Source organism: Pirellulales bacterium (assembly GCA_033762255.1).
Lineage (GTDB): Bacteria > Planctomycetota > Planctomycetia > Pirellulales > JALHPA01 > JANRLT01.
This window is the reverse complement of record JANRLT010000066.1, coordinates 18,382-42,835: the sequence shown is the minus strand read 5'-3', so window position 1 is coordinate 42,835 and position 24,454 is coordinate 18,382. Positions and strand designations below refer to the sequence as shown.

The 24,454-nt window shown below is 56.2% G+C and carries 7 protein-coding genes; 3 read left to right on the top strand and 4 right to left on the bottom strand.

The features are described 5' to 3' along the window. Positions 1–9 precede the first annotated feature (9 nt). A complete protein-coding gene (locus SFX18_18690; GenBank protein MDX1965179.1) occupies positions 10–1,839 on the bottom strand; it encodes a hypothetical protein in 1,830 nt (609 codons plus the stop codon). Between the two features lie 405 nt (positions 1,840–2,244). Here SFX18_18690 and SFX18_18685 point away from each other — a divergent pair, with 405 nt between their 5' ends. After that, positions 2,245–3,039 carry a BON domain-containing protein gene (locus tag SFX18_18685; GenBank protein MDX1965178.1) on the top strand — a complete coding sequence of 265 codons (795 nt, stop codon included), beginning with the start codon at positions 2,245–2,247 and terminating at the stop codon, positions 3,037–3,039. Positions 3,040–4,517: 1,478 nt separating this feature from the next. Here the strand turns inward: SFX18_18685 and SFX18_18680 are convergent. The 3 genes from SFX18_18680 to SFX18_18670 all read right to left on the bottom strand — a co-directional run bounded on the left by SFX18_18680 (position 4,518) and on the right by SFX18_18670 (position 16,749). Next, a complete protein-coding gene (locus SFX18_18680; protein ID MDX1965177.1) occupies positions 4,518–8,720 on the bottom strand; it encodes a secretin N-terminal domain-containing protein in 4,203 nt (1,400 codons plus the stop codon). Between the two features lie 601 nt (positions 8,721–9,321). After that, positions 9,322–13,167: a secretin N-terminal domain-containing protein gene (locus SFX18_18675; protein MDX1965176.1), complete on the bottom strand. Its 3,846-nt coding sequence runs from the start codon at positions 13,165–13,167 to the stop codon at positions 9,322–9,324. A 489-nt stretch (positions 13,168–13,656) separates the two neighbouring features. Beyond that, positions 13,657–16,749 carry a secretin N-terminal domain-containing protein gene (locus SFX18_18670; protein ID MDX1965175.1) on the bottom strand — a complete coding sequence of 1,031 codons (3,093 nt, stop codon included), beginning with the start codon at positions 16,747–16,749 and terminating at the stop codon, positions 13,657–13,659. A gap of 430 nt (positions 16,750–17,179) precedes the next feature. Between SFX18_18670 and SFX18_18665 the strand changes: the two genes are divergently transcribed. Continuing rightward, positions 17,180–18,229, top strand: coding sequence for an Ldh family oxidoreductase (locus SFX18_18665; protein ID MDX1965174.1), 1,050 nt, complete (start codon positions 17,180–17,182; stop codon positions 18,227–18,229). 305 nt (positions 18,230–18,534) lie between these two features. Next, positions 18,535–24,435, top strand: coding sequence for an Ig-like domain-containing protein (locus SFX18_18660; GenBank protein ID MDX1965173.1), 5,901 nt, complete (start codon positions 18,535–18,537; stop codon positions 24,433–24,435). The last annotated feature ends 19 nt before the right edge of the window (positions 24,436–24,454 follow it).

Genomic DNA, 24,454 nt, shown 5'->3' with positions numbered 1-24,454 from the left:
GGCAAGTTGTTACTCGGTTTTGCGCTTGAGTGAAAACGCAATATAGTGAAAACCCGAATCATCATTGGTCAATACACCGCCGCTGGGAGCAAAGTATTTTTCCACGACCGAAAATGGCGGCAACGGATTTTGCTCCATGACTTCATCCAAGGTCCGGAAAAACCGGTTGTTTTCGCCGACTTGCTTTAACCGTTCCCGGGTTTGCTGCTGTTCGGCAATTTCCCACAGGTAACGTAAACTTTCCTCCGGCCGATCAAAGGTGAGAGCCCCTACTTTGGCGTCCCCCACCTGCCGCAATAGCTTGCTGGACATCAGCTTGTAATCCAGGCTTTCCGCCAGGGTGTCCGACGCGTCCTGCCGACCCAGCACGGTTTTCATTAAACCAGGATAATTGGACACAATCACACAATCGTGTGCAAAGGCGACGCACGGTTGCGGGCGGACGGAATCTTCTTCGTCCACGGGCTCAAATGTTTGATTCGGTACCGTAAATTGGTAATATGCCATGCCCGACCACGATTTCTTTTCCATCCGTTCCCCCAATTCGGTGTGAAACTTGGCTACGACTTGGTCAAACAACTTTTGAGCTTGTGCCAAATCGGTCACTTCAATCGCGATCAGTTGGTCCATATCGCGGCCAAAACGAATGTTCACTTCCGCCTGTTGATTTGTGACCTCGGCTCCCACTCCCCCGACTTCCCGTGGTATCGAAGGCCTGCGAGTAATCCAGGTACCGCGGCCCTTGAATAAGGGCAAAATCTCTTTGATGACATCCACCCCGATGTTATCCGACACATTCCGCTGAATTTCCTCCGCCACGCGGCCTTCGCCTTGAAAGCTATCCACGAGTTTCTCTATCGAATGAAACGCCGCGGGCACGTCAAAATAGATCGTGTTATAGGCCGAAACATTGCCCGGCACCCAGGTTTGGGGCTTCATATCCCCCTCTGTTAGGGCCAAGGCCTCGAGCACCCCCGCTCGGGGATTATCCAGTTGCAAGTGAATGTGGGCCAATGTGTCAAATTCGTCCACGGAAAAAGCAAGACTACCGCCGATCGCCTGCAATCCATCCAAACCCAAAGCGGGCAAAAAGGCCAAGGCCGCCGATGCGGAAAAGCTGGCTTTGGAGAACTCCTTAAACAGGCCAATCGGATCAACAAACCATGTGAATTGGGGGTCTTGGTCCTTGGCCCGGCAGGAGCGCATGATGGCGCCATATTTGGGGTTATTTTGTAGGTTTTGCTCGGCGATGCCTTCCCACTGGCGGAGAATTTCGCCCAAAACACCGACCTCCGTGGTAAAGACAAAGGTACCGTCCCTTTCCACTGTCGCAACTTCATCGACAATAACGGTATACCCCTCGATCTGTTCCTCGCGACGATCGGGTTCGGGATTGTTTTCGCGGATTTTATCCATGAGCTTTTTGGCGTTGGCCACATTATCGCCCGTGTCGATAATCAGCACCGGGACAGGCTGCCCCTCGGCGCGGGCGATCACCGCAAAGGCGATCTCTCCGGCGGGAATTTGCAGCATCTCATCCAGGCCGAGCGCGGTTTGATCTTTGACCTCTTCCACGGCATCGCGGGCTTTGCCATAAAGCTGTTCCACCAGGGGTCGCATTTGCGGGTCAGCCAACATACGGGCAAAACCTGTTTCGCGAAAACGACTCACAAATTCTGGCACATTGGCGACGCGCACATACACCAAGGTCTCTTTGGGCAACAGTTTGGTGCTTTCGGCCCGGGCGGCCCAGAGATGACCGGCCCCGTATGACCATCCCCCGACGCAGAGAGTTACGATGAAAAGAATTTTGCGTAAATGAGAGAGGATGTTGGACATTTTGATCCTAAAATCATGAGAAATCGCGTGTTACTACAAAAACCGTTGACAGGGGAGTAGTACCTGAAATCCGGGGAAAAGTTTCACATGATTTAATAAAAATAGCAATTTTCCCCATCAAACCTGGGGCATCAACGGGCATAAACCTTTACGCCTGTAGCATTTATTCGGCCCTCCCTACCAAGAATTCCCTGGATTCTTCCAGGCTAGCCACGGTAAAATGATGCAACCGTTTGTTTCCGGCTGAAAAAATACCTAGGGCCGTGCCGCCCCTCCATTTTTTTTAACGTTGATGGGGTCTATGCGGGAAACTTACACCAATTTTTTTGGTTAAATCCATAGCGGAGTCTTAGTGTCCCGCTTTGTCCGTATCCCATTGGCTTTTGTTTGGCAAAAATACTTCCTATGCAAACCTGCCTACGACTTTCGCTACTGCTGGGCCTGTTCGCTTTCCACAATTTGGCCTTTGCTCAATTTAGTGGGGGAACAATCAACGGGGGGGGTGCGTCGGGGATCGGCAGCAGTGGTATAGGCGGTGGCGGCATAGGAAGTAGCGGCATCGGTGGCAGCAGCGGCCTGGGGGGTTCCAGTTCGGGCCGATCAACATCCGGAGCCTTTGGCAACCGCAGCTTGGGTTCTAGCAGCACCGGGGGGGCAAATAACACCTTTGGCGGAACTCAACGAGGTGGCCTGAATCAGCAACAGGGTCAGTTTGGCCAAAATGGGGGCCTAGGCCAGAATCGCCAGGGACAGCAGCGGCAATTTGTGGGGGCGGATTCCGGAGATTTTGCCAATTTCTTTGGCTCGGTGGTTGGTGCCCAGCAAGCGGCTTTTCAGGGAATGGCCCGGCAGAACAATATGAATCAAGGGAATCAACAGAACCAAGGGAACCAGGGAAACGCCCGGTCTAAAAAAACCGTGCGGGCCATCCGCACCGTTCAATTTGAATTCGCTTCTCCCCAGCCCGAGGTCCTAACAACTACACTTTCGACGCGTCTGAATCGAACGAAGTCGCTCTCACGGCTAAGCGGCGATATTCAGGTGCAAATGGATGGCCGCACCGCGATCCTCACGGGCGTTGTGAAAGACCAGCGCCAGCGGGACTTAGCCGAGAGATTGTGCCTCCTGGAACCCGGCGTTTCCAAAGTCCAAAATGACCTGACCCTGCCGGAGGAGGTTCCTGTTCCCCCTGTCCGTTAGCAGTTTGACCATTCTGGGGAATTCCCCCCGCCGGGAACTTGCTCAGCGTGGGTTGCGGGGTCATGGGACCGTTCATGGGGACTTGAGGCGTGTATTGCTGCTGAAAAGCCGCTCCCCCGGTTTGCTGGGCCATCTGCGCTTGTAGCATTCGCTGCTGCATCGGGGTAAGAGCCTGCTGACCCCCCAATTCTTGCCAACTGTTTTGCATCGCCGTGCCGCTACCGCCATAAATCACATTGGTGGCCGCCGTCCCTCCGGCCTGAAACGCTGTACTATTTTGCACGGGATAACCCTGGACGGTCCCTTGCATCGGATTGGCCTGGGAAATCGTTTGATTGTAGGTAGCTATCGCATTCCCTGGGTTGACTCCATATCCAGCGGCGTTCCCGGCGGTTGATTGCCCAACCGTATTTTGTGTTAACTGTTGAGGCACATGCACCAGCGACGAATGTTGGCCCCGCAGGGGAATCGTCATAGTCTGTGATTTTTTCATGTTTGCGGCGGGAGTACCCGGCAAGTTCTGCACGGGTTGTGGTTGCGGATTTGGCGGGCCAAAATAATTGCCCGCCGGACTCAAATAATTGGCTGGTGTTGCATAATTTGACGCGGGATTGTTTGTTCCCGGGGCATAATACGCGGGTTGCAGCATTGCCGGATCATGTCCCGGAGGAGCGGCCATTCCGGGGGTGCCGGATTGCGGTAACTGGCCGGGTTGGCCCATAGCTCCTGGTTGGCCCATGACCCCAGCTTGGCCCATGAGCGCGGGTTGTCCGGGCCAGTTTTGCATGGCGGGAGAGGATTGATTGCCAGCCGCCATCCGGGCTAACTGATTTTGCTTAGCTTGCTGCTGAATTTTTGCCAATTCCGCCGTGACCCCCGGGAGTAAATGCTTGGTCTGCTCGGCCACGATGACGCCCCCCTTGTCCGGCATAAAGCGCACGATCAGGCTAATTTCCTTTTGCAGTCCTCCCACTTCGTCCCACGGCAGCCAAAAGCTATACGAGTGCCCCAACCTTCCTTTGCTATAGTGTTTGGCAAATTCCTCGCTACGAAACACATACTTGCGGTCGGGGGTGACATTGGTCGGTTCGCGATTCGTTTCGTCAAACGCGTACACAATCATCGTGCCCGAGGTCTTGATCGGGTCTTCCCCCTGGGCATAAAACATCACCCGCCCGCCAAAGCCGCGCATGGCGGGCTTGTCGGGGGAATTCATGATCGTATCCGTCCAAACGGCCATGATCCGCATGGGGGGGGTGCCATCGCTATCGCCCCAAGGAATTCGTTTGCTCAGGTCAAACGAACTGCAGCCGGTTGTGCCAGCCAAAAAGCCCACCCAAGCCAGCATCACGCCCAGGCGAAAAAAATGTTGCGTCTTCATAGCCCATCCCTGGATTGGAAAAGTACTTCCGTGTCCCGCGCCCCCATCCGTCAGAGCGCGGCAGCGTTACCTTAATTTGCGACCATCCACGTCAGCATTAGCGTGTCCAAAGTTGTAACAGTCCTTTTTTGGCGGTGGATTTTTCCCCCGCGGGGTCTGGCACATCCGGCGTCGCCGTCGTGGTTTTTGCCCCGTTCGATTCGGCAGTTGCGGGGTTACCAGCCGGGATGACGACTCCCGTACCCCGGGGTGTCGTCGGGGAGGTTCCCCCGTTAGGTAGGGGAACGCCCGGCACCGGAGCCGGCGGCGGCACATTTGTCGGTGGTTGAACTCCATTTCCACCGGCTGGCGTTCCACCCGGTAGAATCACCCCGCCAGGGCCGGGTACCGGACTAGGGGCAATGATCGTTCCGGGGGCGAACTCCGTCCCGGGCGTTACGACCGTTCCGGGTGCCAAGGTTGGAGATCCCGCGCCCGCTGCGCTGCCCGGGCTAAGCACCGCCCCCGGCGGCAGTGTCTCCCCCCCCATGACTCCGGGGGAAAATTCGTCGGGGAACAGAACCTGGTTTTCGCCATGGGGGTTAAGATCGGGATAGACCACCACGGTTTCGGCATCTAGCCATTCGTCTTTACGGCCCCGCAGTCCCGATGGCCCATTGATGCGGATCACATCCGCCAGACACCAGCTCATGCGCGACGCTTCGACCTGCTTGATCAGTTCGGCATCAGCCTGGGTGCGAACCACCCGCGGGGTCAGGATAATTAATAGCTCCGACCGCCGCATGATGTTGCTATCGTAACGGAACAAATGTCCCAGGATCGGAATATCGCTCAGGAACGGGGCCCGGCGGCTGAATTGCTGCTTGTTCTTGACAATCAACCCCCCGAGGATCACCGTTTGGGCATTCGCCGCGCTGACCACCGTTTCCGCCAAAATGGTGTTGATCCGGGGCGAACGGACGACCTGACCGGCGTTGTCAATAAAGATCGGAATGCCGTCCGCTTCGGGGCCAAGTTCGGATTTTTCCGCGGCGATGGACATCACAATCAACCCATCGGGACTAATCCGGGGGAGCACCCGCATGATCAGACCGACGTTTTCCAGAGTGATCGAGTTGGTCTGCTGACCGGTGACGGCCACGTTGACCGCGTTGATCCGGGGGACGCGCTGCCCAACCTGGATATAGGCTTCTTGGTTATCCAGCGTCATGATTTGCGGTCGGCTGAGGACCTCGACCCGGCGCTTTTGACTGAGTGCCCGCAAGAGAAAGCTCAGGCTTTCGCTGCTGGCGGATAACACCAACCCGCCAAAACCCAATTCGTTATTCACCCGGCCCACGTTAAAGCTCGTAAGACCCTGCGTGCCGACCGTGGAGGATTTGCCGATCGCCTGGGAACTACCGCTATTACCCAGTTGCTGGTTGTTAAAAGCAAAGCCGGGGGCATTCGTCGCGGCCAACACATTTTGCTGCTGGACCGTGGTGGCGGGATTGCCAAACGTGGTGGTCGTGGTGGTCGTAACCAGATCTCCCAGCAGGCTCCGGTCAAACAGGACCGAATCTTGCACGCCTACCTCGACGCCGAATTCGTCGTAGTTGTTCAGGTCGACTTCGGCGATCATGACCTGAATCATGACCATGGGGGGACGCTGGTCGATTTCCTCGACAATCCGTTTGACCTCGTCAAAGTAACGCGGGGTAGCGCTAATGATCAGGCTATTGCTGACCGGTTCGGGGACGACGACCACTTCGCGTTCGATTTGTTCAAATGCGCTGACCAGGTTTGCCCCGACCTGCTGGGTCAGTTGCCGTTCGCTATTCAAGAGTTGGGTAATCGCGTTGGCCACATCCTGCGCAGGGGCGTTTTTTAGCCGATAGACCGTGCTTTTGCGCTGGCGAATGTCGCTTTCGTCCAGGCGGAGCAAGATCGCCTCGACCACGTTCAAATCGCCGGACGATCCCGTGGCGATGATGCTATTGGTTCGCTGATCGACCGAAAATCGCAAATTGACCAGCGGATTATCCCCCGAGGTGTCTCCCGTGTTTTGGGCAAAATTAAACGCGGCCCCGCCCCGCTGGGTGTTGGTCGCCTGGATGCCAAACAAATTTTGCAGCATCGTCACCAGGGCGGTAGCGTCCCCGTTTTCAATTTGAAACACCTTGATCTGGGCCTCGGCGGTGGGGACCTGATCCAGTTCCTTGATCAGGGCTTGAATCAGTTCCATGCTTTCCGCCGGAGCCGTGACCAGCAATGAATTATTCCGTCCGTCAGCCACGATCCGCACGTCGGTCAGGATTCCCGACTTGAGCTGTTTCTTCCCTTCGTCATCGATGGTAAAGAATTGCAGCATGGTGCTACGAATCGCGCGCTGCTGCTGTTGGTTTCCTTGCTGGTTTTGACCACCGGGCTGTTGCTGGAACTGCTGAAAGGGATTGCCCCCTCCTTGATTTTGATTGCCTCCCTGGTTTTGCTGTGTGCGATTTTGCGTCTGCTGTCCGTTAATCGCCGTCTGCAACACGGGGGCCAATTCCTCCGCCAGTGAATATTTGAGGTTAAAAACCCGCACTTCGTTGATGGCGGAGCTGCTTTGCACGTCAATCCGCTTGATGAGGGCTTCGATTTCTTCCAGGTCGCGCAGACTGGCCCGCACGATCAGCGCGTTGGTCCGGTAATCCGCTGTCACTACCGCCCGCGTTCCCAGCCCGGTCCCCGTGATCGACGCCGTCGTGGCGGGTTGGCCCGTTTGTCCCGCGGCCCCCGGGCCGGTGGCCGTCCCCCCCAAGAAGGACTGCACCGTTTGCAGTACCTCGGTGGCGGCGGTGTGCTTTAACTCAAAAACCTTGAACTGGGTGTTCGGCTCGACCGGCTGGTCCAGCTTTTCGATCAGCTTGACAACCTCCTCGATGCTTTCCTTGCGGCCAATCAATAAGAGCGAGTTGGGCTTTACCAGGGAAGTGATACTGACCCGCCCGGCCCGCGGGCTAAGCACCTGGTCATATAGCGAACGGACCAAGGTGGCCATGGCGTCGCTACTAACAAATTTAAGCGGATGCAGCACAACCACGGGGATCGTCTCTTTGCTGCGCTCCTCGATTTCGGCAATGATCCGCTGCACGCGTTCCACGTCGCGCGGATTTCCCGTGATGACCAGCAAATCCAGACCCTCAATAAATTCAATCCGCACAGGACCAATCAACCCCGAACTCAGGTCGTCATCGGGATTTTCCGCCGTGGCGGGATTGGCATTTGGCTGGGCGAATGGGTTCTGCAGGGCCGGGGTGGGATTGGCCGGGTTTTGGGCGTTTGCCGCGGGGTTTGCGGCGTTGGGATCGTTGGGATCCGGAGAATTGTTGGGATTTGCCGGATTAGCGGCGGGCTGTTCCTTCGGTTGAAACAACATGCTGACAAAGCGATTGGCCTGCGGCGCGGCGCGGTCCCCATTGGCGACTTGCTCGCTAATGATCGACATCGCCCGCTGCAGGCTGCCATTGGCCAGGGCGTCGGGATTGCGAATGGGGACAACCCGCGAGTCGTCCTTGCCAGCGGCCTGCGCGGGTCGGTCGAGCGCCGTAAAAACCCTCCCCCAGGCCTGCACCAGCTTATCCGCGCCCGCGATAGTCAATTGACCGGTAGTGCGATTGACGCTGACCAGCGTGGGATTGCCGCCGCGACCGCTGAGGGTGTAGGTTGCCACGGAATTCGTGGGATCGGTCGAAACGGGCAACTGCCGCGCGACCAACGTGATCAAGGCTTGCTCAAATTCTGCCCCGGACAAATGCTGCAGCTTGATCACTTGTTCGCTGCGGGGACCAAAATCCGCCGCAGGGGAATTTGCCGGGGCTGGCGCACTGGCCACCCCCGGAGCGGGGTCAACCGCGGGATTTGCCGCGGCATTGTTTTCTAGTTGGGGACCTGCCACATTCGCGGCGGAAGCCGCCGGAGCAGGTTGAGCCTGGCCAATAAGCTGCGCTACCAGAGGTTGCGTTCCCGGAGGAGCCAACACCAATACCCGGCCCGTCCGGACATCCGCCGCCAAGGATACATTCGCATCGCGGGGAAGCTGGGTCTGTATTTTTTGGATGATGGCTTGCGGATCCCCGGTCCCCACAGGATAGGCCTGCAAGATAGGTTGCTCTACGGCGGCAGGGGCGGGAGCCGGTAGCTCGGCGGCGGGAGTCAGCGGTGCGACCACCCCCTGCGCCGTCAAGCGATACGCCACCATGCAGCCCATGATGCTGCAAGCTACGCCCATGAACAATTTTATTGCAAATTGTCGGTGTTCCGTCACGCGCTGTAACATGCGTATCCCTCATCCTTTGGCGAAACGATGCACATTCAACTTAGCCCTGCCAAGCGGCAATGGCTGGCGGGATAGTTCCGTTGCGCGGATTTATCCCACTGGTATAATCGGAAAAGTCAACCAAAATCATCAGGTAAATGAGAGAAATTAGCCAAACTTTGACGTGCAAATACGTTAACATGGGCATGTTGGCTGGCCCTGGCAACATGCTAGTGCCCCTAAAAGAGTACGGTTTTTTTAGGACTAAGAGTGCTTTTAATTGAAGCGGCAGTAACGACAACTTGGTTTGGTAACTTTTTCAGTTGTTTGTTGCAATGCAATCGCTGGGCTAGAGCTTAGACAACCGCTCCTATATTCGAATGAGCCGTAGTGTGCTCGACCACGGTTGTAGTGGAAAAAAAATGTAAGCTAGCGCCCAGCGGCTGATTGGCCTAACTAGAATCTTTAAATTTGACAAAGCACTAGGTTGCCGAGCAGCGACTGCCGAAGGAACTTAGGCCAGCGTGTTTATGTCTGTCATGCAAGAATTTATGTTTGTCATGTAAAATACGACAAACGGGTTTTTAAGTGCGACAAAGCCGCAAAGCAGCATTCAGGATAACTAGCGTCCGCGGCCACCCCCGCCACCGGGAAAACCACCGCCACCGGGAAAACCTCCACCGCCGCCAGGAAAGCCCCGACCCCCACCACCACCAGGAAAGCCGCCACCGCCGCCAGGAAAGCCGCCACCCCCACCGGGGAAGCCGCCACCGCCGCCGGGAAAGCCGCCACCGCCGCCGGGAAATCCTCGACCGCCCCCACCTTGAAAACCTTGCAGCCCCTGCATGAATTGGACTTGCCGCTGAAAGTCGTTCCCACCCTGATTGCCGCCACCGCCGGTGCCCGTGTTATTGCGGTTGGTATTACGGGCGGTTTGGTTGGTCATGACGTTCTCGCTGCCAATGATTTGGGTCAAGGCCTGCTGAACCGTCTGCGAGTTATACCCTTTTAGGCTAACCAGCGCCATCGCTTCCTTTGAACCGTTATCTTCTTGGTCAAGCTGCGCGACCAGTTCCTTAATCTCTTGAAAAATCGGCTCGGGCGCGGTGACGATGAGTGAATTTGTCCGCGCATCGACACCGATGGAAATCTTGGAGGTTTCCTCGGCCCGCCGCTGGTTATTATTGCGGCGATTGTTTCCTCCGCGCAACGCCTGGATGAACTCCTCGGGCGAAGGCTGGCGGGGTTGCCCCCCCGTACTGGTGATCCGGTCGGAGTACTGGGCCCGAATAATATCAGCCATGCTGCTGGCGGAGGTATAATACACGGCGATTAAGCGAGGACGGGAAACAATTTGCACTTCCTCGGGACTGCTTTCTTGATCGATGATTTTTAACAGTTGCTCGATCATATCGATGTCCGTGGGATTTGCCTGAACAATCAATGCATTCAGCCGCGCGTCCGGAATCATCGAAATCGTGCCGCTGGCCTTGAGCGTGGGTGAGCTATCCCCGCCCCCTCCGCCAAAACCCATCAGATCACCCATCAACCCCCCGCCAAAGCCCCCCAGGGCGGCGCCGGCTATATTACCCAACAGCCCCCCCCCGCCGCCACTTGAGGAGGATCCTCCCGTGGCAAAAATCTGCTCCAGCAATTCCGAGGTGACTTGCGCCTTGGCATATTTGAGGTAAAAAATTGTAAATTCGCGCTGGTTGGCCGTTTGTGGTCCGGCCATGCTCTTTAAGAGTGATTCAAAATCATCCAGGGCTTGCTTATCATCGCAAGTAATCATGATGCCCGCCGGACCAACCGAGACAATCACCGGAGGGGGTTCGCTGGGATCCGGGGACGCCGCATCTTCCGCCGATCGGCCTGGATCACCGTCCAAGGGTCGATCCGTGGGGTTGGCCGCGGGATCAGAGGGGGCCGTAGTCGACAGTTGTGCCACTGTGTAAATGCGGGATGCACGGGGTAAATTAGATACCTGGGCGGGGGGATGATGCCGCCGGACTGTTACGAGCGAGGGCGCCTCATAACGTGGAGCCTCGTATTGAAATGCCGTGGGGTTGCCACGCTGTTCGGAGGGTTGCGACGCCGGTTGGGGGGTCGCGCGAAATTGTGTCGGCTTTAAATCGGTCTCAGTGCGGATGGGGCCAGGAACACTGGGTTCGCGCGGAGAGCGCGGTAAACGGGGATCGGGCGCGGTTTCCGCCGGCGGATTGGCGATATTCGGCGTGCGCTGGGGATTTTCGGCGGACGGAGAAGGGGTTGTGCCGGGGGAGGAACTTGGGGCGGGATCCGACGGCCAGACGCGGCGTTCCTGGATACCGCTTCCCGCGTATATCGTACTGGACCCGGCGGGCAAACTGGAATTCGCGGGCGTGATCACCCGGATGCGGTTTTTGTGCAAGGCGGGCCAAACTTGCTCAACCTTGCCCAGCACGCTGCCGATCATCCGCGGATTCACCTGGACTAGCCGCACATTGTTTAGCTTTTCCTCGGTGGCCAGGGTGGAGTCGGTGACATCCCCTTCGCCCATTTGATTGAGCATTTCCTTGATTTGGGCCAACTGTCCATCGGTAGCGCGGACGATCAGTTGCCGGGAATTACCCTCCGCTTCGATCAAGGGCGCGCTCCCGCCGCTGGCCCCCTCGTACAAGCGGGCAATAGTGTCCTTGGCCACGATGGGATCAACCATCCGCAGTTTGATAACCTCGATCTTGCGGGAATCCTTTTGCATTTGGTCCAGTGTGGCCCGAATAGTGGCATGCTCGGCGGGACGGGCCAGGGCGATCAAATTGCCGTTTTGCGGATTGATCTCTAGCCGGACATCCGGCGAGGTCGAGAGCAACGTTTGCAGCACGCGCAAGAGGGCTTCGCCGTCGGCGGAGCCAGTGGCGTAAATTTCTAGCTGGGGAGAACCGTCTATTCCCCCCAAGCCATTCCCCGGTTGATCAACCACCTGCAAAATTTCTTTTACCTTGGCGATGCCATCGGGCCGGCCGCTGACAACCAGTGTTTTCGCGGCGGGATTGGCCAGGAGCCGAATCGAGCCATCCGCATTGGAACTGCGGTCAGCGGGAATATTCAATAGCTGCTTGACCATGGCCAGGGCTTCATTTGCGCCCGAGTGGCTAAGCTGGAGTTGCTGAATGGATTCATTCGTCAATTCCGCCGGGTTTTCCACGCGATCCAAGACACTCCTGATGGTTTTTAACCGGCCCACGGTGTCCGTGACCGAGATCATCCGCGCCTTGGGAAAATTGATGACCGAGCCTTGCGGGCCTAGGAGCAGCTTGATCTCATTGGAAGCCTCATCGGCGGTAAGGCGCTCCAGCCGAAATACCGTACTGACCATCTCGGAATTTGCGCGCTGTTCCAATTCCTTGGCATCGACAAACGGGACCAAATTTTGCGGAATGCCATCCTGCAAATTGATCACCATGAGCATCCGTTCGCGCCGCAACAGCGCGTAACCCTTGGTTTGTAAAATGCCGTTCAGCAATTCCAACGCCTCGGTCGGACTATAATACTTGGTGTCTTGGTAATTGAACGTGCCGGGAGGATAAACATCCGAGACCAGCGAAAGATCGGCCTGGCCCGCGAACCACTCAATCACATCCTTCCATGGGGTAAAGCGAAAGCTGAACCGCAGCTTCTCTCCCCGGGCAATGGCATTTTCCGGTGGTGCCACGCCATCGTCCCGACCGCGACCACGGTCATTAAAACGACGATTGCGGCCCGGGTTAATTTCGCTTGAGTCGCCCGCCGCGCTCTCACCCGCAAGGTTCTGGCTATCCGCCGTGCCTGGCGATGCGCTCGATTCCATGGGCATGGGGGAATTGGCGGGACTCGTCGCCGGCGTTGCATTCGTCGCAGCTACGGGGGGACTGGCCGCCTCAGCCGGGGTTGAAGCATTCTGCGGGATTTCTCCCCCGCCGTTGCCAGACATTTTATCCCAGGTGGACCGCTGCTCTTTGGTCAATAATGCCAGCAATTTACGGTCAAATTCGATCCGCACCGCGGACTGCGCAGCGGTGGAACCGACCGACCCGCCAGTTGCCTTTAGCTCATTTAATAACGCCTCGATTTGTGCCGATTGCTCTGGCGTGAACTTGAGGAGCGCGGCTATCTGGGGATCGGCCCAGGCGGCGGGTCCCCGCAAATCCAATTCCGCCTGATCCAACATGGCCAGCTGTTCGGGCGTCAGCAATGCCAAGCCCAGCTTTTCTGATTCAGCGCGAAAAGGGGCCAGGCGGGCCTCGCGTTCGGCGGCGGGTAGATTGCGGATTAAAAGGACAGTCTCTTGCACCGCATCTTCACGCTCATTAATGATTTGCGTCAACTTGGCCCGCACCTCGTCGCTCAGCTTTAACCGCTGGGCTACTTCGGGCTGGACAACCGTCGCCAACCGGCCCACGAAAGTGGCGTCCGCGGCGAAACCGCTCGTGCCAACCGTCAGAGCCAAAACGCAGCAAAGGGAATAAAGGGCGTAAATTGCAATTTTTCCACTATAAAAGCGGTCCGATAGCCACATATTTACTAAGCTGTGAGAAATTCGTGGCAAAAACAAGTTATTCTTCATGTACAAAATCCGTATTGAGTATCCAAGAGGATTCATCATCAAAGCTGATGCACCGCACAATTTCCTAGATGCGGCAAGCTTGTATTCTAATTGCTAAATTGCAATTTCCCGCCAAAATCACAAAAGCTGAAATTCCAGCCAGGGTAATTCCCTGGGAATTATTTGTATAACCCCAGAAATTGTAATAAGTTCCGGAAATCTAGACATTCCTGAATTTTTCAGGGGCAACTTATGTGCCGTATAACGTTTAGGAAAGTAGGCACTTAGCCTAAATGGCAAAAAACACCATAAACCTATATACCAAAACAATTTAAAATCACAATCCAATCAGTTTTTATCACGCATGCGCATTTACACTCGCTAGCACGAAAATTATCGATCCTCACCATTACCCCAATTTCCCTGATTTTGCTGATTTTGGTTTTGGTCCGGTCGGCCATTGCGGCCGCGATTTTGATTATCCCCCGGGTTAGACCCGTTTTCCTCATTATCGCCAAAGTTGCGACGGGGATTGTTACCCTGAATCGCCCGCATCAGGGCCAGTCGGGCGGCGTCGGTGTCCATTCCCTTGCCTAACTGGACGACGCGCATGCTGGTTTGCATCGGTTTAGCCGCCTCATCCAGGGAATTGATCAGTTTGAGCACGGCATTCATCAGGTTTTCCCCCTCCGTCGAAATGAGCAGCGTATTGGAATACTCGTCGATGCCGATCGACAGTTTCCCCTTAAAGCTCACTTGGGTCCGCTTTTCCTCGCCACTCCCTTCTCCCCCCTCGTTAAAAATGTAGGTGTCACCGGGGGGGCGTTTGGTTTCTTGTTGGCCACCGCCGTTTTGGAGGGCCTTGTCATTGGAGCTCAGCAAATCACGGTAAACATCCTTGACGGCGTCCCCCACGATTTGCGCCTTGGCGTATTGGAGGCGGATGGTGGTGGTGACGCGGGCGGATTGGGAATTCACCGGATCGGGCTTGTCATAGGCTTTGATTAGCTCCTCAATAATCCGCAGTTGTCCAGGGTCGGCGCCGCTGACCAAAATGGTGTTGGTATCCAGGTCATCAATAAATTTAAGTGGACGGCGTTTGGACAGGCGGCGCTGGGCCTCGGTTTTTTTGTTTTCCTCGCTGTCATAAAAATAGACCCGCCGGACGTTATTATTCTTGTCGTCTTCTTTTTCACTAAAGTAATCCTGCAAATTTTTTGCCACCCAGAACGAGCTGGCATACCGCAATTGAAAAATTTTGTAGTCGGGGCGGGGAGGAGCCAAGTCCAGCATCAAATCTTCGAGCAAATCCAAGGCTGCGGGATCGGTGGAGCTAATCAGCAGTTGATTATCGTAACCCCAGATAAGCTTGACCGGTGGCGTGGCGATCTGCGGCAAAGAAGACGCATCCGCGCGGTTGGCGACCGATACCGCCGCCTCACTGGCATGTGGCGACAACGATCCATCGCTCTGGGCAGAAGCTTCTGAAGTGCTGGATTCAGCCGCAACGGCGGGGCGGTCATTTCCCACGAGCGTAAAGCTGGGTGACACCTTTAACGGGATGGCCAGGGCGGTCTTGTTTACTTCCGGTGCCGGAACGGACGACGGAGTGGAACTGGCGGGCTTGGGGGGGTTGCCCGTGGAGGTCGTGGGTAGTGGTTCTAATGCGGGGTTGCCATTAAAGGGCTGATCATTTTTGGGGGCGGGAGCTGGGGGTGGCGCCACCTCCCGCGGAATAATCGTTGGCTCATTTTGAGGCAATTGCAACGGGTTGGGCGAAACCGTCGGCCAGGTCTTTTGTAATTGACGTAAAAATTGATCACGATCCAAACCCGCGGGGATATTGATCACCCGCATCGAGGAATTTATTTGATTCCGGTCGGAGATTTCGCCTAATTTAACCAGCAGATTTTCCACTTCCGCCAGTTCCAGGGGATTCGCCCAGATCAGCAGGCGATTATGCTCGATATCGGCATCGACGCGAAATTTGTCCTTGTCCTGGTCGTTTTCCTTTTGGTTATCGCCGTAGTAGTCAAAAAAGTAGCTGCGGCGGCGAGGTTGTTGTTCGTCCCCTTTATTGCCCGCCATCATAAAGTCGATCGTCCCCGCCACATAATCAGCGGGCAAGCGGCGCAGGGTGATCACCTCAAACTTACGTCCGCTCCCATCCAACCGGGTGATGAGCGCTTTAATGGTCAAATGATCGACAATAGAGGCGTAGGCCACGATTGATTTGTTTTTCTGGTCGATTTGCAGCTTGGTGGCCGGCTCTAAAACCCCCAGGTCGTTAAGCGATTTGACCACCACATCGGGATCGAGCGTCGCCAGCCGATAGACCTGGACGCGGTTCGCATTTGCCAAGATCTCTTGACTGGTTTGATTGGGCACATCCAGCAGCTTGACCGCTTGTTCAATAATGGCCATTTTGTCCGGCGGCGCGTGGGCCAACAGGCTGTTGGTCCGAATATTTGCCACCAAGTTCACCTGGGGTTTATTGTCTTTGGGCGGTGCCCCGCCGGATTGCTGCTGTTGCTGTTGCATCTGCATTTGCATCTGCATTTCTTGTTGCTGCATCGCCATCTCTTCCGGGGTCATAGCGCCCCCTTTTTTCTTCTTTTCCTCGATGCCCAACAGCGACATAACCTGCTCGCGCAGTTCGGCCGCGCGGACATGGCGGATGGTAAACTCGCGAACTTGGCGTTCTTGAACGGCGGGGGTTTGTTCTTGCTTGAGGAGTTGGCTTAATTGCTGGATGTTGAGCGCGGTATCAATAATTTCGACGCGATTAGTGTTTTTTAGCGCGGTGAGCACGCCATGCGGGCTAAGGAGCGGTTTTAGCTCGGCCACGGTGTCATCCGCAACCATACTGGATAATGGAAACGAAACTTTGATAAAGCTATGGGGTTGATACTTGTGGATATCGGCAGGTTCCACCCGTGGGACAAAGGCGGGATTAAGCTTTTTGAGGTTGACCACACTTAACACGCCGTCATTTTCCAACAGGGTAAAACCGCGGGCCAACAGATGCCGGTTGATTAAATCGCGCGTGGTTTCCACGCTGTGGGGACGCGTCATGCTCAGATTTAAATAATCCCCAGGCAGTTCCTGCCAATCCAAACTCATGTTGGATATTGTCGCCAACCAATCCAACACTTCGGGCCAGGGCTGGCTGCGAAAGTTGAACTGCACCATCCCCGCGGCATCGGGACGGACATCAAACTCCTTGGCATCCGGCTTTTCCCGTGGTTTGACATCTCCCCGGGTCAGTATTTTAAATTCCACCTGGTCGGCGGCGCTTTTGTCTCCTGGTTTTGGTTTCTCCCCTTCTTTACCCTTTTCTTTGTCCTCTTCTGGTTTTGACTCGCCAGGGTTTTCGGGGGCTTTGGTTGCTTCGGCGGTAACCGCTATGGGTACATCGCTGCCAGGCGTTATCATCACCTTGCCATCAGCAGTGGCTCCTTCGGTAAGCACCACGTCTTGGGCCACACAGAGTGGAAAGCCACCTACGAAATAGAAAATTCCAACCGCGACCATGGCTAGGCTAACCCGCCTGCCCAGATTAATAAGCCAGCCCAGATATATACGCCAGCTTGGAACTGCATATTTCTGCAAAATCCCGGTTAGACAAGATAATCTTTTGGTTCCGGGTGTTAAAAGTTCCCGTGGCATGCCTCTTCCCTTTGCAAGTGTGTGGTTTACCGCAACGTATTATTATGCCCCGCCCCTGCCGGAGAACTCAAGTTATTTTTGTCACAAGTCAGTAAATAGTGTCTCGCATCTGCTATAAAGTTCTAAATTCCAGGTCTCTGCTATCTACAGCCACCTGGGCGGTGTGACTTTCATGTTAGTTTTAGGTTAATTCTGGCATAGGGATTCCCACAGTTTTTTGAATGCCCCAGCATTTTTCAGATACATCATGCCTCAAATTAGTTCCGCTCAATTAACCCATTTTGCCCAGAACCTCTTGCAAGCCGGGGGCTTATCCGCCGCCGAAGCCTCCCTGGTGGCGCATAGTTTGGTTCAGGCCAACCTGCGGGGTCATGATTCTCATGGAGTCATGCGTATTCCCTACTATCTAGAAGCCCTAAACAAGCGGGAAGTCGTTGCCGGGGCAGACTTTACAATCATCCGCCAACAGCCGGCAATCATTCAGGCGGATGGTCATTGGGGCTTCGGCCAAACTCAAATGAGAAGATTGTTAGATTTGCTTTTGGATATGGTTAAAACCACAGGGGTGGCTGTGGGAACACTGATCCGCAGCAGCCATATTGGCAGGTTAGGGGAATATTGCGAATTAGCGGCGGAAGCGGGGATGGTGAGCATGCTAATGGTCAATACACATGGCCATGCCCGGCGAGTGGCGCCTCCGGGAGGCATCGCCCCGCGACTGGGGACAAACCCGCTAGCTTTTGGCGTGCCAGCCGAGAATGGGCCGCTTATCCTGGATTTTGGCACCAGTGCCACCGCCGAGGGAAAGGTCCGCCTGCGCAAAATTGCCGGTCAACAGGTACCTACGGGGTGGCTTTTAGACAATCAAGGGCAACCCACGACCGACCCCAACACGCTTTATGGTAGTCCTCCGGGAACAATTTTGCCCTTGGGGGGCGAACAGGGGTTTAAGGGTTTTGCCCTGGGGATGATGGTGGAGATCTTTGCCGGAGCGTTGAGTGGCGGGGTTTGCATTCGTGAACAACCGCTCAATCAGAATGGAAATTGCGTCTTTATGCAGGTTTTTGATCCGGCGGCATTAGGCGGCGCGGAGCATTTTCGTGACGAAGTGGCGCAACTGCTCAATTTCATACGAAATACCCCGCTAGCCTCCGGAGTGGAAAAGATCCAATTGGCGGGCGATCCAGAACGTCAGTGCCTGGGGGAACGAACAGCGCGGGGAATTCCTATAGACCAGGCAAATTGGAACCAACTCCTAACATTAGCGAGCAATCTAGGCGTAGAATTTTCACAATAATCTTTCCCGTGGAATAGATTCCGTACATAATCATTTCAAAATGTTCACAAACTGTTACAGTCAGTTGAGATTGCCAAACTGAACTGAATTCGTTCTGATAATGGCCAAAGGAACGAAGGCGAGCGGTGGCAGAGCAGGGAAGAATTTGTGATGACGCGTAAGTGAGGCGCGCGTGCTGACAAACCCTGGTGTGAGCTATGCCCCGGTTTTGTACCAACGGTCTGTTGGTAATCGGCAAGAACAGAGAATTCTAACCTATCGTGGGAATTCCATTGTGAACACCCACCATCCGGGAGTGCGCGAGCATGAGTTGGCGGAACATCAAGCAACTGCATTCATTTTTTGGCACTACACGAAAGTCTGCTCGCGGTCAACGGGACAAATCGTCCCGCGGTCAGCAGAATCAACTGCGGCGCTCCCGCTTGGCGTTGTGTGAGTTATTAGAACCGCGGATTGCCCTATGCGCGGAGCACGCGGGAAATGTCGAATTAGAGTCGCTCTCTGTCAACGGCAACGTTGCTAACTCTACCATCGCCAATTATGCCCCCCGCGAGATTCCCAACACCTGGTTAAAGGACGCCACGGTGGAAGGCTCTTCCACGGTAATTAGTTCATGTGAATTAACCACCTGTTTGGCCGGTCCTCAGAATCATGCCGGGCATGATCATGATGAACCCCCCGAAGGACAAAGCGCGGGCTTTGGCGGGTTTCAATGGCTGGGCGTTCCGATTACCTATGCCGTCACCGCGGCTGGCCTGCCCATTTTAAACAGCTTTGCCAGCGCCCCGGCGGATATTTATCTGGACTTTGACGGGGATACCGGCAGTGCCACGACCGCCTATGACACCGATGGCAACCCGGCGACCTTTAGCGTTAACGAACAAAAGGAAATTGCCGAGGCCTGGCGGCATATTTCCAACTATTTCGCCATGTTCAATGTGAACGTGACCACCGTCTATACCGCAGCGCGGCCCAAGGCTTGGCACATTTCGGGAAACAATATCAGCGGCGGCTATAGTTACGTCAATGTTTTTCCCAACAGTGAGGTCGAATCATTTAACCAAAGCGGCGACGCGCGAACGCGGCAATCGGGCATCGCTCATGAAGTGGGGCATAACTTTGGCTTGTCGCATCAATCCACTTATGACGCTAATGCCCAGAAAGTAGCCGAATATCGCGGCGCGCAGGACGATTATCACGGCGCGATCATGGGTGTGGATTACGCGGGATTGGTCAAGAAATGGTGGCTGGGACACCCGTCTGGCTCCCCCAGCACCCTGCAGGATGATTTGGCGGTGATCGCTGCTGATTTGGATAATTATGGCGGGGATGGTTATCGCGCGGATGATTATGGCGGGACGATTGCCACCGCCAGCGCGCTAACTAGCAGCGGCGGTTACCAGATCAAAAGCGGGATCATCGAGCGCCTGGCCGACGTGGATGCGTTTTCCTTTACCTCCACCGGCGGCAATTACACGATCAATGTGGGGATGGATTACCCCAGCGGCTTGGACGCCAAGCTGGAAATTCGCAATGCCGCCAACGCCTTATTGGCCATAGGCAACAGTCCTGTCTTTAATAACCAGACCGTCACGGTGACCCTGCCCGCGGGAACGTATTATGCGTTTGTCAGTAGCGCGGGAAACTACGGCGATGTCGGAACCTATAATATCGCGGTGGCAAACGCCCTCTCCACCCAATCGGCCAATTGGGCCAACCAGGATATCGGCGGCGTGGGGCACGCCGGATATTCCCATTACAATCCGACCACCAGCACCTTTACCGTGGCTGGTTCGGGGAGTGACATTTGGGGGACGGCGGATGAGTTTCAATATGCCTTTCAAAAATTGACCGGGGATGGATCCATCGAGGCCCGCGTCACCAGTCTCGATCCAACGAATGGCTGGGCCAAAACGGGGGTTATGATCCGCGAAACCACCGCGGCGAATTCCAGGAATGTTTTTATGCAGTTATCCTCGGCGAATGGCGCGCAAATGTCCTGGCGCGACACCGCGGGAGCAAACTCCGGCAGTTCCGCCACTAACGGCGGGGCCTTTACCCAGCGATATGTGCGCCTGGTGCGTTCGGGAAATACGTTTACCGGCTTTGTCAAAACCAACGCCGCCGATCCCTGGACGCTGGTCTCTACCCACACCACCAGCATGGCCTCGACGGTGCTGATCGGCCTGGCCACCACCGCGCATGAGGATCGCCTGACCAACCATGCGACCTTTACCGATGTGGCCATGACCGGCAACATTAGCGACGCCAACACGCTCCCCACGCTCAACGCCTTGGCCGCCCCCACGGGTTTGACCGTGACCGGCATCACCAGCACCAGCGTTAGCCTCAGCTGGACCAACGGCGCCGGCGAAACCGGCTACACCATCGAGCGTTCGACCGACGGCGTCAGCTTTGTCACGGCGGGGACGGTCGCGGCCAACACCACCACCTTTACCGATACCGGCCGCACCAGCGCGTTAATGCACTTTTATCGCATTCGCGCCAATGAAAACTCGACCGTTTCCGCCCCCAGTGCGGTCGTGAGCGCGACTACCCGCGCGGGGGCGGTGACCAATTTTACCGTTTCCACCTGGACCACAACCAGCCTGATCCTGGACTGGCGGGAAGTTGCGGGAGAGACCGGCTACCGCGTCGAACGCTCGACAAATGGGACCACCTGGAGCACCATCGCCAACCTAGCGGCCCAAATCCCCAGTTATACCAACACCGGGCTCTCGGGGACGCTAACCTACTATTACCGCATCGTCACTCTGGATTCCCTGGGGGATGCTGCCACTTCCACCGTGGTTAGCACCCAGACCCCGCTTCCCGCGGTGGCCACCTTTACCAGTTCCGCCAAGACCACAACCTCGGTCACGCTGAACTGGTCGGATTTGACGGGCGAGACCGGGTATCGACTGGAACGCTCGACCGATGGAGTCAACTTTACCACCATCGCTAGTCCGGCGGCCAATGTCTTGACCTACAACGATACGGGCTTAAACCTGTTTACGAAATATGTGTATCGCGTGCGCGGCATGAGCGGCGCGATTTTAGGTTCGCCAAAGGATCTGGCCGTGGTCACCAATGGCAATTCCCTGCCGCTTCCCTGGACCAGCACGGACATCGGGACCGCGCCTTTTCCCGGTCAGGTCCATTACCTGAACGGTGTTTATTCGGATTACATCGGCAGTAATGATGTCTGGGGCACCACCGACAACTTTCGCTTTACGCGATTGACGGTCAGCGGGGATGTCAGCATTATCGCCCGCGTGGACAACGTGGAAAATGTGGCCGCCTGGGCCAAGGCGGGCGTTATGATCCGCTCCACCACCGGCATCAACTCGCAGTACGCGTTTGCGCTGATCTCAGGCGATAGCGGCGCGGCCTTTCAGTATCGGACCACCACCGGCGGCAACGCCAATGGCACCACCGTCGCGGGCATCACCGATCCCCAGTGGGTGCGTCTCACGCGCGTGGGAAATGTGTTCACCGCCTTTTATTCCCCCGATGGCACAACCTGGACCCAAATGGGGACCTCCCAAACCATCGCCATGGGGACCACCGTGCAAGTCGGCCTGGCCCACACGTCGAATAACGGTTCCGCGACCAATCCCGGGCGGGCGGACTTTTCCAATGTGCGAATCGTTAATCCGAACGTGCCCGCCGGGGCAAATCCCGAAAGCTTTACCATTAACGAGGACACCAGTTTACTTGGGAATGTGCTAACCAATGACATCGATGTCAACGGCAACACCCTGACCGCCACGCTGAACGCCCAGCCCACCAAAGGGGACGTCACGCTAAACGCAAACGGCAGCTTTACCTACATTCCCGACGCCAATGCCACCGGGACCGATACGTTTACATATTTCGCCTTTGATGGAACGGCCAATAGCGCGCCTGGCGTCGTTACCATTAACATTACCCCCATTAACGACGCGCCGCAGGCTAATAATCGGACCCTTACCGTCGCGGAGGATGGCGAATTTAATGGCATTCTCACCGGCAGCGATCCCGATAGCATCGATTTGACGTATTCGGTGGTGGGGCAGGGGACCAAGGGATTCTTTACGGTGGTAAATCCCGCAAGCGGCAGTTTTCGTTATACGCCCTTTGCCAACGCCACCGGCAGCGATAGTTTTACTTTTAAGATCACGGACGACCTAAACGCCGTCTCCAACACCGCCACGGTCAGCGTGACCATTACCCCGGTCAACGATCCCCCCGTGGCCAATAATCAAAGCATCGCGCCGACAGAGGACACCGTCTTTAACGGCATGCTCACTGGTAGCGATATCGATAGCGCGACCTTGACTTATGCCGTGGTGGACCAGGGGACCCTGGGAACGGTGGTTGTGGTGGATCCCGCCACCGGCGCGTTTACTTATACTCCCCTGCCTGACGCCGCCGGGCCCGACAGCTTTACCTTTCAAATCACCGATGACGAGGGGGGACTTTCCACGGTGGCCACCGTCACGGTCAATATCTCCCCCATCAACGACTCTCCCGTCGCCAATGACGGCGTGCTCACCACCGACTATGAGACGCCATTTAACGGCGCGCTGACCGGTAATGATGTCGATAGTTCTAGCCTGACGTACGCCATCGTCGCGCAGGGGACCAAAGGGACCGTGAACATCACCGATCCCGCCACCGGGGCATACACGTACACCCCGCTTCCCGGCGAATCCGGCGGCGACAGCTTTACCTTTCAGATCACGGACTCGGCCAACGCCACGTCAAACATCGCCACGATCACCGTCACGATTAACCCCAATACCACCCTCGCTCCTAATCTGGATTTTGACAACGGCCTCATCACCTTTACCGGTCGTGCGGGAGTGGCCAACACCCTGTCCCTAGCCCTAATAAACGCTGGCGCCGAATACCAGCTTACGGACAATGCCCAGGTGATTATCCTGACCAACGCCGCGATGGCGGCGGGTTGGACCGGCGGCGGGACCAACACCGTGACCGGCCCCGCCGGCACGGTCGCCTCGCTAACGATCGCCACGGGCGATAACCCCGATACGGTCACACTGGGCCCGTTAGGCCACGGCCTCACGGTGACGGGGGGCGGGGACGCGGGGGATACGCTGGTTTTTAATGGTTTGCTTTCGGTCGTGGGGGGCAACTTGCAGGCCAGTGGCTTTGACACCATCAGTCAAAACCTGGGGGCCACGCTGGATGTTGGCCCGACCGGCACGATCAATCTGTCCGCCGCCAGCGGGATCATCCTACGGGACAACCTGACCGCCGCGGCGACCACCCTCAATCCGGGGGATGGGACCAGCGCCGTCAGTATTGATGGCGTGGTCGCGCTTGCCGGGCCGCTTACGTTGGCCGGGTCAAAAAATGTTCTGGTCAATGCCGAAAAAACCCTTACCGTGGCCGGACTCCGTGCCAACAACTTAACTTTGGACCCGGGAACCGAAGCCACGCCCACCCGTTTGGTTGTCCAACCTGACGGCGGAGCCACGGGACTGGTCGTGGTTGCGGGGGTCTTGACGTTGGGAAACAACAGCACGCTGGATCTCAACGATAATGATTTGGTGTTGTTTTATGATCCCCTGGGGACAAATCCCCTGGCGACGATCACCGCGGCGGTGGATCAGTTTTTTGCCGGGGGAACCGGAGTGCCGGTCATCGGCAGCACCACCGTCCAGGATAGCGGCGGCACCCGGGTGCTGGTCCCCGTGGACAACGCCATTGCCAATTTTGGCGACATCGCCGCGCCCTTTTATGACTTAATCTTGGGTGACAGCGGCGCGGGGACGGGCTTTAACCAGATTATTGTTCGGTTTACGTATCCCGGCGATATGAACCTGGATGGCCAGGTCAACGGCGGCGACTATGTGGTGATTGACGCAAACTTAGGCTTAGCCACTCCCGGTGGTGTCGGCGGCTGGATCCTGGGGGATAGCGACTTTGACGGCATGGTCACTACCAGCGATTACGTGGCGATCGACAGCAATCTTAACGCGGGAGTGGGTAATCCGCTTTCCCTGGGTGAGATCTTGGCCAGCCTGGGAGACGACGTTTCGGATTTCAACGGCGAACTCTTATTGTCGGATAATAGTCTTGCCACGGATCAAGCCGCCGGTCTGTTATGGCATACACCACAAGCGACAAATTCCCGCCAACGCTTATCCAAAAGCGCCCGCGAACAGTTCTTTGCGTCCAATATGATTCTGGAATAAATTCATTTCCAGCGGGTAA